Genomic DNA, 14147 nt, shown 5'->3' with positions numbered 1-14147 from the left:
AAGCGGGAACAAGCTCTTTTGGTTGATAATGAAAGACTGTTGGCATTGCTGGCACTTCCAGACAATAAACAGACTTTACAAAGCGCAGTAATTTGCATAACTTTGCATTAGATTTGGTTAATAAATAAGGTGATTTAGCCTGAAACGTTGATTATTTTATTGTGTTAACTGAACTATCCACCGTTCTGGCTCCACCCGGAACGGTTTTTTATTATTACCCCTGAAGGCATAACAATCGTTGCAGTCCAACACATTATTACTCCCCGCTTTTATCCGGGATGATCCTTTAAAATACGCACAGTGTAAGTGAGAGAAGCGATCCCTTGCAGACGTTTCCCTGCATGGTGCTCCATTGCTAACAATGACGTGGAATGTTGTTTTTTCATGTAGTATAACGTGGTGTTGGTTATTTCATAACTATAGCAAACACATCGTTTAAGGTGTTACCACCAGCTTCCTTTCATCCAGGAGCTTAAAATGTACGCCTGATTTTTCCAGGAAAGACAGCACAACAGACAGTTTCAGATCCCGGCCCATCCGGCCTTCAAACACAATGTCAGGGATTCCTTTTTCGTACACGACATCAATATCATACCAGCGGGATAGCTGACGCATCACTTCTGCCAGGTTATTATCCTGGAAATTGAAGATGCCGTTTTTCCAGGACATGATCTTATCCGTATTGGCAGGCTGTACTTTAAATGCGTTGGTGCGGCTGTCCAAAATCCCCTGCTCTCCTGGTTTAATCAGGGCATTCATGTTATCATTACGCAGTCTTACCGCCCCTTCCAGCAGGGTGGTACTGATTCCCTGCTCATCGGGATAAGCCATTACATTAAAGTGCGTGCCCAACACTTCTACCTCCATCTTTCCCGTCTTTACGAAAAAGGGCACCTTTTCGCCATTGCCTGTTTTTTGTGTGCTGATCTCAAAGTAGGCCTCCCCTTGCAGTTCTACTGTTCTGGCCGATTCATTAAATGCAGTAGGATACCGGAGGGAAGATGCCGCGTTCAGCCATACCTTACTCCCATCCGGAAGGATCAGCTGATATTGTCCGCCACGGGGTGTTACCAGCGTATTAATACTCGCGGATGCTGCTTGCTCCTGTACATCATATTGCAGGATGCCTCCCTGCTGACGGATGGCGATAGCTCCCTGTTGCAGTACTTTATTGCCCGCGCTATCCAGTGTTACCACAGATCCATCTCCCAGGGTGAGTACCGCTTTATTACTGCCAGGTGCTACATCGGTGATAGCTAATGGCGCTTTTACCGGTGCCACAGGACGCTGCAACAGGAAGTATGTGGCGCTGCCCAGCAATATGACTGCAATAGCCGCTGCCCATCCCCATTTCCATCTGGCATACATAGGGCGCACCGGAGTATCTTCAACGGTGTGCATCTTTTCTACCAGCTTTTCGATAAACTGTTCTGTATAAGCAGGTGTTACCTGCATTTCATATTTATCTGTGCGCATGGCTTCCTGTAAGATAGCTTCCAGTTCCGCGCGGTATTGCGGCTGGTCAACATATTCCAGGAACTGCTTTTTCCCTTCCGGGGTAATAGCTCCTGAGATCAACTGTTCTACCAATTCTTTGAACTGAACAGACTCCATGCTTTACGGTTAATGCTGATTTTAAAAGAAGAAAATGCCCCTTCTATTATAAAGACGCTATCAGAAAGGTGGTATAATAGGTGGAAATGAAAAAAAATGTAAACTTTTTTTGCGGCCTGCTAGAAAAGCTGTTGGAGAGCCAGCACAATCACCAGGTGCTCCGCATATTTGCCCAGGTAGGCCCTTAAAAAGTTCAGCGCCTGCACAATGTGCCAGTTGACCGTATGTTTGGACACCTTCAGTTCTCCTGCTATCTGTTCATGACTGAGGTGTTCCAGGCGGCTCATGGTAAAGGCGGCCCGCTGTTGTGGCGGAAGCAGTTTTACTCCTTCGAGGATCAGCTGATAAATCTCTTTATATTGGTATTGTTTGTCTGGAAGCAGGATATTTTCCAGGGGGTCTTCTTCCGCCTCCCCTGTTTTCATAGCACGCTTGCGCATAGCAGAAATGATCTGGTTGCGTCCCAGGATATACAGATAATCTTTAAAGCTCACTACTTCCGGCAGCTGATCACGCTGCTGCCATACTTTCAGAAAGATGTCCTGTGTGATCTCTTCTGCCTCCGGATAGGATTTGGTGAAAGTAAGTGCATGAGAGAATACTTTTGGATGATAGTACCTGACTATCGCATAAAAGGCACGTTCATCTCCTGCTGCCGTTTGCAGCAGCAATGCCTGCTCGTTGATTAGTTTTTCACTCATTCCCGTGGAATTGTTCCTCGCTTACTGATAAAATGAAGACGGGGGTCAATATACTACATTAATAATTGAGTAGTATAAGTATTCTTAAAGGCATACTATCCTTTTCTGAGTGAACCCGGGGTGATGTTAAAATGCTTTTTAAATGCGTTGGTAAAATTGGCTACATTAGAATAGCCGGTTAGTGCTGCTATTTCATCCAGCGGTAAACTGCTGTTGTTCAGGTATTCCCTGGCTTTCGTCATCCGTAATTGCTGCATGTAGGCAAACACGGTGGAGCCAAACAATTCCTTGAATCCTTTTTTCAGCTTAAAATCGTTGGTCCCTACTTTATGTGCCAGGGCTATGATGGAGCAAGGTGTATCCAGGTTTTCTTCTATATATGCTTTGGCAGCATAGATACGTTCTTTATCTGCCGCATGCATGCTCTGGGATTTGCCGATCTGTTTCATACAGCTGGCCAGGTCCAGTTGCAAGGCAAACAGCTCCTGCACTTTGGCCTCTATGTAAAGTTGTCTGATAAAGGTATTATAATCACATTCCACAATCTCTTTCATGATCACCTGCATCTGAGGCGTGATGGGCATATAATCTTTAAATAACAGGGCTGGTTCCTGTGCATTTGCTTTATCCAGGAATTCATCCAGCAGCGCATATTGCCCATACCATCTTGTTAAGAAGGCGGGCGACAGATGCACATCAAAGGTCTGGTAATGTTTTTTTCCTTCCAGGGCAATAGTGGTACGTTCCCCGCACAGGTTGATAACATTGTGATGCATCGCAGGTGCCAGGATCTCTTCCTGCCGGTAAATACTAAATTCAATAGGGGCAGATAAATTAAACTGCATTTCTATAGAGGGGCCTGAAGTGCTGTCTTCTATAAAACAATCCGTTTCCATTTCATACCTCCCCTGCAATACATTAAACTGGTTGGATTTATATTCTGTAAACCCCACATGCCCGCCGGGAATATCAAAATGCATCACATTATCCTTTACCTTATAATGGCTGGCTAATTCAAGTATGTTGTTCTCATTGAGTGTAAACTCCATCATGCACGTCTTAAAATATCCCGAATTCACAAAATACAATCCCGCTTTCACAAGCATATTTGGCCATAGATGCCAAACTTTGCAGCCGTAAAAAAACAGTATTTTATTGTACCAGATGGTCATCACAGCGTCAATTTTACGGAGAGCCTTTGCTCTCCTGCCTTTGCTTGCATTTTCCTTATCTGCCATTGCATGCGATTGGAAGATCCGGGTGGTAGATGAAAACATGGTGCCGGTAAGGAATGCCAGTGTATTGGTGAATACACCTAAAACACAAGCGGTAACAGACAAAAATGGAATAGCCATCTTCAAAAACATCCCTCCGGCCCAATATCACCTCACCATTACCGCCCTGCAATTTGAAACAAAGCAGTATACCCTGCATTTCAATTGTGAAAAAGATAGTACTTACACCATTTACCTATATTCCCGTCAGTTGAAAGCGGTGACCGTCACCTCTCAAACCGCTGTCAAAAAACTACAGGCCTCCTCTTTTACAGTGGAGGCCATCGATGTCAGCGCTGTACATGGACAAAGCAGTGATGTGATAGGTTTGCTGAACCGCGCTCCTGGCATACGCCTGAGAACTGACGGTAACATCGGCTCCCAGGTGAATATCAATTTAAACGGCCTCCAGGGCGAAGCTATCCGGATGTTTAAAGACGGGATCCCCCTGGATATCTTTGGGCATGGCTTTGATCCGGGACTCATCCCTTCCAACCTGCTCAGCCGGATAGAGGTATATAAAGGCGTAATGCCGGTTTCACTGGGTGCAGACGCATTAGGCGGTGGTATTAATTTCGTGACCGCCCACCCTAAAAAATCACTGTTGGACGTTTCCTATGAATATGGTTCCTTTAATACCCATCGCACCAGCATCACGGGATACCTGGGGAATGACAGTACGAAGAGATATGCAGGCATCAATGCTTCCCACACTTATACGGATAACAGTTACTACGTAACGGCACCGGTATTTAATGCGGAAACCGGACAACAGGTGCCCACGCGTGTTAAGCGTTTCCATGACGGTGCCAATGCCTTTTATGGGGAATTCTACCTCGGCTGGAAACGTTTACCATGGGCTGACGACATCCGTCTTACGCTGATAGGCTCCAGCTTTTACAAAGCTATCCAGCATGATGCCAGAATGCACCAGGTATATGGACAGGCTTTTGGAGAAGATTTAGGTGTTACGTCTATGTTCCGCTATCAGAAAGCATTATTACAACAACGGCTCCATTTAGATGCAGCGTTGATCTATAGCTTCTTTGACACCCGGTTTGTAGATACTGCTACTACCCGGTATAACTGGGATGGCAGTATTTTAAACCGGCGTATGCCCAAAGGGGAAATCAATACCGGTAATGATCAGCAGCTTAATTATCATTTCTATTCTGTTCGTGCCAATGCCGGTTATAAGATCAATGAACAGCATAGCCTGCAATTAAACCAGGTGCTTACCCGCCGCCAGCGCAAGGGCACAGATCCACTCGGTGCCTTATCACATACAGATGGTGTCACGGATGTTTTAACAATACCAGCCATCTATAGCAAAAGCGTTACCGGGCTTAATTTCCGCTCCTTTTTCGCACAACATAAAATAGAAAACAATGTAGCTGTTAAATATTATCGCCTCTATACAACTGGTTACACGACTGACAACTTCGGCGTAAGTGTAAACGGAAAAATGAATACCAGCAGTTGGGGAGCTTTGGATGCTATCAGTTATCAATTTCACAACAACTGGTTGGCAAAGGCCTCTTATGAATATGCAGTACGCCTGCCCTCAGAATATGAAGTATTTGGTGATGCGCAACTGGTAAAAGAGAACATGCAGCTGCAACCGGAGAAAAGCCACAACGTTAATTTACAGGTACAATACAGCGATGCCGGCCCCTGGCAGGTACAAACCAACCTGTTCCTCCGTCATGTAAAAAATCTCATTTTCATTGAGCCAGACATCCCTTTCAGCCGGTATACCAACTATGACAATGCCAAAGTAAAGGGGATAGAATTTGATGTGCTGTATACGCCGTTCAAATTATTGACGCTGGGATTAAATGGCACCTACCAGGATATACGACGGGTTGATATCCCCGACCCCAGCCTGCAATACCTGGAAAGGTCCAGGGTGCCCAATATCCCGTTCCTCTTTGGCAATGCCAGCGCCCGCTTCCATTACAAACAACTGGAGGTTTATTACTATATCAATTATGTACACCGCTTTTTCCTGTTGCCCATACCCAGAGACCTGGAACCACCACTGTTTGGCAAACCGGAAAAGATCAGTACCACCTCTATCATCCCTAACGATAACAGAACCGGGCAATGGGAACATGCTGCCGGAGCGGTATACCGCCTCCTGAACAGGCGGATAAGCATCAGTGCAGAATGCAGGAATATAGGAGATGTAAACCTGTACGACAATTTTAAAGTACAACGCCCTGGCAGAAACTTTCATGTAAAATTAGGCTGGCAATTACAACAATAATCATTATAAACTATACAACATGTTAAGAACAACGAGTGCACTTCTTTTAAGTGCTATGCTATTTACAGCATGTAGCAAGAATAACGACGATAACAATGTAACACCAGAACCAGAGCCGGGCAATGATAAAACCTCCTGGGTAATATATAATACCACCAATCGTTGGGGTGGTAATATGTATGTTACCAAAGGGCAGCCCAAAGGTGTAGTCACGGCTACCAATCTTACCAATCCTTATCAGATTGCTTATTCTGCCGGTGGGCGTACCCATCAAAACGGGATCTACCGCTTACAGGGCGATCAGGGTGAGTCCGGCATTTCTTATTACAAGGTAGCCGAAGATGGTAAAATCAGCAGTGGCGGTTTTCTGGCTACTCCACAGAATGCCGGAAAAGTAGATGGTAACTTTTATGTGCGCAATAGTACAGAAGGATTCTATTTTGATCTGGGCAAAGGCGAAAACGGCAAGTACTTAAAGCTCCAGACTTTTAACCCTTCCACCATGCAGCGCACGGGAGAAATAGACTTTAGTTCCTTATCCCGTAATACACCTTACGAAACAGCCGGGCAACTGATTATCGCAGAAAAAGAAGGAAAGTTATTTGTAGATATCCAGTTCAGCACTGGCAAAAAAGTAGCTAATGACTGGCAGGACCATCCTGCTTTTGATTCTGTATTCCTCGCGGTATACGACCTGGCTGCTAAAAAACTGGAAGGAATCACCGGCTATAAGGATGCTGCCTGCCTGGGTCTTTTCAGCGATCATCCTATATGGAATGTGGATGCCGTAACCGGCGATCTGTACGTAACAGCAGTCAGTGAAATGCACCACCGGGATGGTATGCCTCCTTCCAAAATCCTGCGGGTAAAAAAAGGAGCTACTACTTTTGATAAGGATTTTGCTTTAAACATCAAAGACTATCAATACCCCAGCGATTTCAACCAGATGTTTGCCCATAACGGAAAGATTTATACAAAGATTAGTGCACGCGCAACCGGTTATTATGAAGCCGGACATGGGGTTAAATACCGGGATGATATCTGGTACTGGACAGAGATTGATGCTACTACTAAAAAGGCTAAGCGCCTGAATGATGTACCGGTAGACAACTGGTTTAATTATCAGCAGCCCTTTTTTGACAATGGCAAAATCTATTTTGTATCCAACAATAGCAAAGATAAACCAGAAGCCTATAGCGGTGTGTGGAGCCTGGATGTAAACAGCGGCAAAACACAGGAAGTATTCCAACTGAAAAACGGAGGACAGATCATGGGCTTTAACCGTTTGAAATAATCATTGGGTATAGTACATCCCATTAATACCAGAGATGCCGGTGGATGTTATTCACCGGCATTTTCCATTGCGGCCAGTTTTATAATGTCTTTGCCTTCCAGTATTTTATGCTCATAAGGATGTCCTGTCACATAGATCATCGCCCCTGCCAGTTCCTGCACCCGGCAAAATCCACCGGGGAATAAAGACCGGCCTATCGGAAACATCCAGTTGATATATTTATACCAACGGTTCACCCTGGTTTGCCCTGGTATAGGTTTAATAAACCCCGGGCGAACAGCATACACCTGTTTGAAAGGTAGTTTCATCAGGTCATTCTCTGTTTTTCCTTTTACCCTTGCCCACCTGCTCCGGCCCTGTTCGCTGCTATCTGTGCCCGCACCGGAAATATAGCAGAAGGTCATATCAGGATTTAAGCCACTCAGTAAACTGCCTACATGCGTGGTTAAAGTATAGGTAGTCTTATAATAAGCATCCGCATCCAGCCCTACGGATGAAATCCCCAGGCAAAAGAAGCAGGCATTATATCCCGAAAGCTGGGAGGCTATGGGAGACAGGTCATAAAAGTCGGTGTGAATAATTTCTTTCAGTTTAGGATGAGATATCCCCGCAGGTTTCCGGTTGATGATCAGCACCGCTTCCACCTGCGGATTTTGTAAACATACCTGCAATACCCCTTCGCCTACCATGCCGGTAGCTCCGGTAATCACTGCCCTGATTTTTGTGCTCATGTCGTTTTGGTTTTTGGCTGATGAAGTTGTTATTAATTTACACCATCTGCAGATGTCTTTGTTGATTGTGCTCAGAGATGTTACCCTCTAAAAATATGCATAAATATATTAACTTGAGCATATACCCTTTATCCGGTTAAAAACCCTCCCGATGAACCGATTAACGTTATTAACAGGCCTGATCCTTTCCGCTGCTATCACTTTTGCATGCAGAAAGCCATCAGGTAATGATCCGCAACCAGATCCGCCCGCAAAGCTCCGGATATTAGGCTACCTGATGAGTAATAATAACTGGCATACGGATATGGCGACTGTAGACTTTTCAAAGATTACGGACCTGAACCTGGCCTTTTTTAATCCGGACGCCTTGGGGCAGTTTGCTATAAATGAGGCGGTGCGACAGGTAGTGGAGAAAGCACATAACAACCAGGTAAGGGTGTTTATGTCTATCGGTGGTGGTGGCCCTCCGGCTCACCTGGCAGGATTGCTGATGCCGGAAAAAAGAGGGGCCTTGATTGCGGGTATCGCTACCCTGACAGAACAGTATGGTTTTGATGGTGTGGATATAGACCTGGAAAATGACCTGATCAATGCGAACTATGCCAGCTTTGTAAGTGAGCTGGGAAAAGTACTCCGGGCCAGACAGAAACTGATGACAGCCGCGCTGGCCTCCTGGAATGCGGGGAAAATAGCAGACAGCACGTTGCAGGCATATGATTTTGTGAATATCATGTCTTACGATAAAACCGGTCCCTGGAATGTGAGCAAGCCGGGACCACACTCCCCTTACGAAATGGCCGTGGATGATTTCAATTACTTTCATAAAACCCGCCAACTGGCAGCAGAAAAGCTATTGATCGGGGTGCCCTTCTACGGTTATGGGTTTGGTACCAATGCACCTTCAGATATACTTTACAAAGACCTGATCGTACAATATCCCGGAGCTGAGACTAAGGATGAAATGACCGTAGCTGGTGGCGGCAAGATTTATTATAATGGCATCCCTACCATGCAAAAAAAGGTAGCCTTTGCCGTAGCCAACAAAGCGGGTGGTATTATGATCTGGGAATTGAAGCAGGACAGCCGGGATGCTAAGTCGCTGCTCAGCGCTATTAACAAAGGTATCGCTGAATAATAATGTTGCTGCGATGGTAGCATAACCGGTACAATAGCAAGGTTTACTCCACCGCCTGTACGCTCAGGTTAAGTCCTGCTCCCAGCCCCTTGGCACGTGTCCAGGTTGCTTCGCTCGTTTTACGGTGGAAGGTGCTGGAATTTAAAAACCCGGCTGAGAAGAAGATCACACCACGGTTTGCACTGGTAGCACCAGCTATCCATTCCAGTGATACCAACACATCTCCATGCAGTAACAAATGATAAGGAGTGAGGTCTACCTTATAGGCCCCTGTTTTGTTGCCCATCGTAGTAATGATATTATGCTGCAATAAGTTCTCCGCAGGCATACCGTTGTTCATCGAATAGATGTTTATCCTGAAAGTACCCGTGTCCAGGCTGTTTTGCGAAATATTGAAATTAAGCGAACGCAGTAATACATCCTTCTTCCCCAATGCTACTTTTATCCCCAGCTCACTGCCCAGGTCGCGCAGGGGAAAACCTACACTGATAAACTTAGACTTCGTGGTGTTGCCTACTGTTTTCAGCGGAATATTTTTAGCTTTAACCACTACCTCCTGCAACTGTTCCTCTTTCCTGGCCAGGGTGATGACTGGATGCTCTGCCAATGCTGCTGACAACGCCTTTTTCATATAGATGCAGGATGAATGTTTTCCAGGCACAGTGTAAAATTGCACCCTGGAAAAGTAATTCATTCATCCGGCTCATATAATGCCCCACCGGCACTATAACTATACTTTAACGGAAAGTGTTATACTATTTACAAAAAAGTAACTAGACAATATTTAAAGACCACTGACCGCATTTACCCCTCTAAGTAGTCGCAATAGCCCCCTTTTAAAACGGATGCTGCGCAGTAAGTTTGCCCTAAATAAAATACAACCTCATGAACCAGGAAGTTACAGCCTATATAGAAAAGCTACCCGAATGGCAAATCAAAATTTGTGATACGCTCCGTAAAATGATTTATAAAACCATCCCTAACGTGGAAGAGCGTATGCAATATGGCAAGCCTCATTATCTGAAAAACGGGCATTATGCTTGTGTGGTGTATGCCGCTAAAGACAAAATCTCTTTTATGATCTTTAATGCCGGGGAGCTGGAAGAGATCAAAGGCTTCTTTAAATCTATGGCTACACCCGACAGGAAAACGGCTACCATTTTAAAGGATCAGGCAGTAGATTACAAGCAACTCGCCGATTTTCTGAAGCAGGCAAGCAAATCACTATAATAATTAACTGATTGATTATAAGGAGCTAATTCGTTATTGGCTCCTTATTTTTATTAAATAACATGCTGTCCAATCCCTTAAAAAGAAAGCGACTTTACCATTCCGGCCAACTAATAACCCCATAATAATTTAATTATCAATCATTTACACAGCCTCTCCCACTTAAACCTCATTGCCCCATCCCTGGCTGTCTACCGGAATCTTACGCTTATTATTAGAAAAAATGTGAAATAAATGCAGAATATATGGATATATTTTAAGAATTTAGCAGCTACCTTATAAAATTCTAAAAAATGAGCAAAATACCCACTACATTATTTGACAAAGTATGGGACTCACATGTGGTCAGGAAAATTGCAGACGGCCCTGATGTGTTTTTTATTGACCGGCACTTTATTCACGAAGTAACGAGTCCGGTAGCCTTCCTTGGATTAGAAAGCAGAGGCCTGGGGGCCATGTTTCCAGCTAAAACATTTGCCACCGCCGATCATAATACGCCTACTATTAACCAGCACTTACCCGTTCAGGATCCACTTTCTGCCAACCAGCTTAAAGCATTGGAAACCAATTCGGCTAAGTATGGTATCTCACATTGGGGTTTAGGCAATCCTAAGAATGGTATTGTACACGTGGTAGGTCCGGAAAACGGGATTACCCTACCTGGTATGACCATCGTATGTGGGGATTCTCACACTTCCACACACGGCGCATTTGGTGCGATTGCCTTTGGTATCGGTACCTCCGAAGTGGAAATGGTACTCTCTTCCCAATGCATCATGCAGCCCAAGCCTAAGAAGATGCGGGTGAATGTAAATGGTAAACTGGGCAAAGGCATTACCCCTAAAGATGTTACCCTTTATATTATCTCCCAGCTCACCGCAGCAGGTGCTACCGGCTATTTTGTGGAATATGCCGGAGAAGTGTTTGAAAACATGAGCATGGAAGGCCGTATGACGGTGTGCAACATGAGTATTGAAATGGGAGCCCGTGGTGGTATCATTGCACCGGACGAAACGACCTTTGCTTATATCAAAGGCAGGGAAAAAGCACCTAAAGGGGAAGCATGGGATAAAGCACTGGCTTACTGGAAGACTTTAAAGTCGGATGAAGGAGCTGTATTTGATATCGAGTATACTTACAACGCAGCAGACATAGAACCAATGATCACCTACGGTACCAACCCCGGTATGGGCATGGGTATTACCCAACATATCCCTACCGCGCAGAACGCAGGTGGCAGCAAGGCCAGCTACGAAAAGTCGCTCAACTATATGGGCTTTCATGAAGCGGAGCCAATGTTGGGCAAAAAGGTGGACTATGTATTCATCGGTAGCTGTACCAATGGTCGTATTGAAGATTTCCGTGCATTTGCCTCTATCGTAAAAGGCCGGAAAAAAGCTGATCATATCACTGCCTGGATCGTACCTGGTTCTCATATCGTAGAACAACAGATCAAGGAAGAAGGTATACTGGATATCCTGACACAGGCCGGATTCGAGCTGCGTCAGCCAGGATGTTCTGCCTGTCTGGCAATGAATGATGACAAGATTCCTGCCGGCAAGTATGCAGTAAGCACCAGCAACAGGAACTTTGAAGGCAGACAAGGACCTGGTTCCAGAACCTTGCTGGCCAGCCCATTAGTGGCAGCAGCTGCTGCAGTAACCGGTGTGGTAACAGACCCAAGAGTACTGCTGGCTGATTAATTAAAAACTTTAAACGATACTATTTAAAATGGCTTACGATAAATTCACCATACTTCGCAGTACAGCTGTTCCCATGCCGATTGAAAATGTGGACACGGATCAGATCATTCCTGCCCGCTTTTTAAAAGCTACTGAACGTAAAGGCTTTGGCGATAACCTGTTCCGCGACTGGCGCTACAATGCCGATGGCACCCCTATCAAGGACTTTGTACTTAATAACAGCATCTACACCGGCAAGATCCTGGTGGCGGGCAAGAACTTCGGCAGTGGCAGCAGCCGTGAACACGCTGCATGGGCTATCTACGATTACGGATTCCGTTGCGTAGTGTCCAGCTTCTTTGCGGATATCTTCAAAAACAACTCGCTCAATATTGGTATCCTCCCTGTACAGGTGAGCGCTGAGTTCCTGGATAAAATATTCACTGCTATTGAGGGCAACCCCAATGCGGAGGTGGAAATCAACCTCCCTGCGCAGACCATTACCATTGTGGCTACCGGTGAAAGTGAATCTTTTGCGATCAACAGCTACAAGAAAGATAATATGATCAATGGCTATGACGATATCGATTATCTCCAAGCCATGAAGAACGAAATACAGCAATTCGCAGCGAAGAGCATGTATTAAAAAATACCCTTTACTTATTATGTCAGTTGCCCAGCGCTATATTGAAATAATGGATACTACCCTCCGCGATGGGGAGCAAACCAGCGGAGTATCTTTTTCGCCAACAGAGAAACTAACCATTGCCCAGCTTTTATTAACGGAAGTAAAAGTAGACCGCATAGAAATCGCCTCTGCCCGTGTGTCTGATGGCGAATTTGCAGCGGTAAAAGCGATTACCAAGTGGGCTAAGGCGAATGGTTTTTTGAACAAGGTGGAAGTGCTGACTTTTGTGGATGGCGATGTTTCTGTACAGTGGATGCTGAAAGCAGGTGCCAAAGTAATGAACCTGCTTACCAAAGGTTCTCTGAATCATTTGACCCACCAACTCAAGAAAAAGCCGGAACAGCACTTCGCAGAAGTAGGTGCAGTGATTGCCCTGGCCCGGAAAAAAGGACTGGAGTGTAATGTATACCTGGAAGACTGGAGCAATGGCATGCGCCATTCCAAAGAATATGTTTTTCAATACCTCGACTTCTTACAACAGCAACCCGTAAAAAGAGTGATGCTGCCGGATACCCTGGGCGTGCTGATCCCTTCAGAAGTGGCGGCCTTTATAGGAGAAATTGTACAACGCTACCCTGATATCCACTTTGATTTCCATGCACACAATGATTACGACCTGGGTACCGCTAATGTACTGGAAGGTATAAAAGCCGGTGCAAGGGGTATTCATCTCACTGTAAATGGCATGGGCGAACGTGCAGGTAATGCTCCTTTGGCCAGCGCCATTGCGGTGCTGAATGATTTTATTCCGGAAGTGAAAACTGCGGTAACGGAAAAGTCATTGTACGGAGTGAGCAAGCTGGTGGAAACCTTCTCCGGGTTCCGCATTCCAGTCAATAAACCGGTGGTAGGTGAAAATGTGTTTACCCAAACAGCAGGTATTCATGCGGATGGGGATAAGAAAAACAAGTTGTATTTCAGCGACCTGATGCCGGAACGCTTTGGACGCCAGCGGGAGTATGCCCTCGGCAAAACCAGCGGTAAAGCCAACATTGAAAACAACCTGCTCCAGATTGGAGTAAAACTGTCGGAACCCGACCTTAAAAAGGTGACACAGCGGATCATTGAACTGGGCGACCGGAAAGAAGTAGTGACCCAGGCCGACCTGCCCTATATTATTTCTGACGTACTGAGCAGCAATGCGGTGGAAGACAGGGTAATGGTAGAGAACTATGTACTCACCCATTCCAAAAACCTCAAGCCCTCTGTAACACTACGGATCTCTATTGAAGGCGAAGTATTTGAAGAGCATTCCCAGGGAGATGGACAATACGATGCATTCATGAATGCATTGAAAAAAGTGTATAAGAAGAAAAAGCAGGAGCTGCCTGCATTGACCGACTATACGGTACATATCCCACCAGGTGGTAAGAGTGACGCCTTGTGCGAAACCATCATTACCTGGAGCCTGAACAACCGGCATTTTAAAACCAGGGGACTGGACAGCGATCAGACCGTATCTGCTATCAAGGCTACGCAAAAGATGCTCAACCTCATATAAGGCACTACGCAAGTATTTTATTCATATC

The 14147-nt window shown here is 45.4% G+C and carries 12 protein-coding genes; 7 read left to right on the top strand and 5 right to left on the bottom strand.

Annotated elements, in window-relative coordinates; all coding sequences use genetic code 11:
* Nucleotides 1-435: 435 nt before the first annotated feature.
* The 3 genes from ABR189_RS05600 to ABR189_RS05590 all read right to left on the bottom strand — a co-directional run bounded on the left by ABR189_RS05600 (nt 436) and on the right by ABR189_RS05590 (nt 3367).
* A complete protein-coding gene (locus tag ABR189_RS05600) occupies nt 436-1614 on the bottom strand; it encodes a FecR family protein (protein WP_354659470.1) in 1179 nt (392 codons plus the stop codon).
* 119 nt (nt 1615-1733) lie between these two features.
* Nucleotides 1734-2315, bottom strand: coding sequence for an RNA polymerase sigma factor (locus tag ABR189_RS05595; protein ID WP_354659469.1), 582 nt, complete (start codon nt 2313-2315; stop codon nt 1734-1736).
* Nucleotides 2316-2410: 95 nt separating this feature from the next.
* Nucleotides 2411-3367: a helix-turn-helix domain-containing protein gene (locus ABR189_RS05590; protein ID WP_354659468.1), complete on the bottom strand. Its 957-nt coding sequence runs from the start codon at nt 3365-3367 to the stop codon at nt 2411-2413.
* Nucleotides 3368-3479: 112 nt separating this feature from the next.
* Here ABR189_RS05590 and ABR189_RS05585 point away from each other — a divergent pair, with 112 nt between their 5' ends.
* Entirely contained in the window at nt 3480-5858 is a 2379-nt protein-coding gene (locus ABR189_RS05585; RefSeq protein ID WP_354659467.1) for a TonB-dependent receptor plug domain-containing protein, read from the top strand.
* Nucleotides 5859-5877: 19 nt separating this feature from the next.
* Nucleotides 5878-7152 (top strand): DUF4374 domain-containing protein, encoded by a 1275-nt coding sequence (locus ABR189_RS05580; RefSeq protein WP_354659466.1) that lies wholly within the window; start codon nt 5878-5880, stop codon nt 7150-7152.
* 47 nt (nt 7153-7199) lie between these two features.
* Here the strand turns inward: ABR189_RS05580 and ABR189_RS05575 are convergent, their stop codons facing one another.
* A complete protein-coding gene (locus ABR189_RS05575) occupies nt 7200-7883 on the bottom strand; it encodes a Rossmann-fold NAD(P)-binding domain-containing protein (RefSeq protein WP_354659465.1) in 684 nt (227 codons plus the stop codon).
* A 151-nt stretch (nt 7884-8034) separates the two neighbouring features.
* Between ABR189_RS05575 and ABR189_RS05570 the strand changes: the two genes are divergently transcribed.
* A complete protein-coding gene (locus tag ABR189_RS05570) occupies nt 8035-9018 on the top strand; it encodes a glycosyl hydrolase family 18 protein (protein WP_354659464.1) in 984 nt (327 codons plus the stop codon).
* Between the two features lie 43 nt (nt 9019-9061).
* Here ABR189_RS05570 and ABR189_RS05565 read toward each other — a convergent pair whose 3' ends face one another.
* Entirely contained in the window at nt 9062-9649 is a 588-nt protein-coding gene (locus ABR189_RS05565) for a hypothetical protein (protein ID WP_354659463.1), read from the bottom strand.
* 254 nt (nt 9650-9903) lie between these two features.
* Between ABR189_RS05565 and ABR189_RS05560 the strand changes: the two genes are divergently transcribed.
* The 4 genes from ABR189_RS05560 (at nt 9904) to ABR189_RS05545 (ending at nt 14119) form a co-directional block, all read left to right on the top strand.
* Nucleotides 9904-10248 (top strand): DUF1801 domain-containing protein, encoded by a 345-nt coding sequence (locus ABR189_RS05560; RefSeq protein ID WP_354659462.1) that lies wholly within the window; start codon nt 9904-9906, stop codon nt 10246-10248.
* A 293-nt stretch (nt 10249-10541) separates the two neighbouring features.
* Nucleotides 10542-11951 carry a 3-isopropylmalate dehydratase large subunit gene (gene leuC / locus ABR189_RS05555; protein ID WP_354659461.1) on the top strand — a complete coding sequence of 470 codons (1410 nt, stop codon included), beginning with the start codon at nt 10542-10544 and terminating at the stop codon, nt 11949-11951.
* Between the two features lie 28 nt (nt 11952-11979).
* Entirely contained in the window at nt 11980-12576 is a 597-nt protein-coding gene (leuD, locus tag ABR189_RS05550; protein WP_354659460.1) for a 3-isopropylmalate dehydratase small subunit, read from the top strand.
* Between the two features lie 19 nt (nt 12577-12595).
* Nucleotides 12596-14119 (top strand): hydroxymethylglutaryl-CoA lyase-like TIM-barrel protein, encoded by a 1524-nt coding sequence (locus ABR189_RS05545; RefSeq protein WP_354659459.1) that lies wholly within the window; start codon nt 12596-12598, stop codon nt 14117-14119.
* The last annotated feature ends 28 nt before the right edge of the window (nt 14120-14147 follow it).

Origin of the sequence: Chitinophaga sp. H8 (genome assembly GCF_040567655.1) — a bacterium.
In the GTDB taxonomy this organism is placed as follows: Bacteria; Bacteroidota; Bacteroidia; order Chitinophagales; family Chitinophagaceae; genus Chitinophaga; species Chitinophaga defluvii.
This window is presented reverse-complemented; position numbering and strand designations above follow the sequence as displayed.

Excerpts from the sequence above, each read along its gene's own strand:
- ABR189_RS05570 (WP_354659464.1), top strand. The coding sequence starts at position 8,035 with ATGAACCGATTAACGTTATTAACAGGCCTGATCCTTTCCGCTGCTATC.
- leuD (WP_354659460.1), top strand. The coding sequence starts at position 11,980 with ATGGCTTACGATAAATTCACCATACTTCGCAGTACAGCTGTTCCCATG.
- ABR189_RS05560 (WP_354659462.1), top strand. The coding sequence starts at position 9,904 with ATGAACCAGGAAGTTACAGCCTATATAGAAAAGCTACCCGAATGGCAA.
- ABR189_RS05575 (WP_354659465.1), bottom strand. The coding sequence starts at position 7,883 with ATGAGCACAAAAATCAGGGCAGTGATTACCGGAGCTACCGGCATGGTA.
- ABR189_RS05545 (WP_354659459.1), top strand. The coding sequence starts at position 12,596 with ATGTCAGTTGCCCAGCGCTATATTGAAATAATGGATACTACCCTCCGC.
- ABR189_RS05590 (WP_354659468.1), bottom strand. The coding sequence starts at position 3,367 with ATGATGGAGTTTACACTCAATGAGAACAACATACTTGAATTAGCCAGC.
- ABR189_RS05600 (WP_354659470.1), bottom strand. The coding sequence starts at position 1,614 with ATGGAGTCTGTTCAGTTCAAAGAATTGGTAGAACAGTTGATCTCAGGA.
- ABR189_RS05580 (WP_354659466.1), top strand. The coding sequence starts at position 5,878 with ATGTTAAGAACAACGAGTGCACTTCTTTTAAGTGCTATGCTATTTACA.
- ABR189_RS05565 (WP_354659463.1), bottom strand. The coding sequence starts at position 9,649 with ATGAAAAAGGCGTTGTCAGCAGCATTGGCAGAGCATCCAGTCATCACC.
- ABR189_RS05585 (WP_354659467.1), top strand. The coding sequence starts at position 3,480 with ATGGTCATCACAGCGTCAATTTTACGGAGAGCCTTTGCTCTCCTGCCT.
- leuC (WP_354659461.1), top strand. The coding sequence starts at position 10,542 with ATGAGCAAAATACCCACTACATTATTTGACAAAGTATGGGACTCACAT.
- ABR189_RS05595 (WP_354659469.1), bottom strand. The coding sequence starts at position 2,315 with ATGAGTGAAAAACTAATCAACGAGCAGGCATTGCTGCTGCAAACGGCA.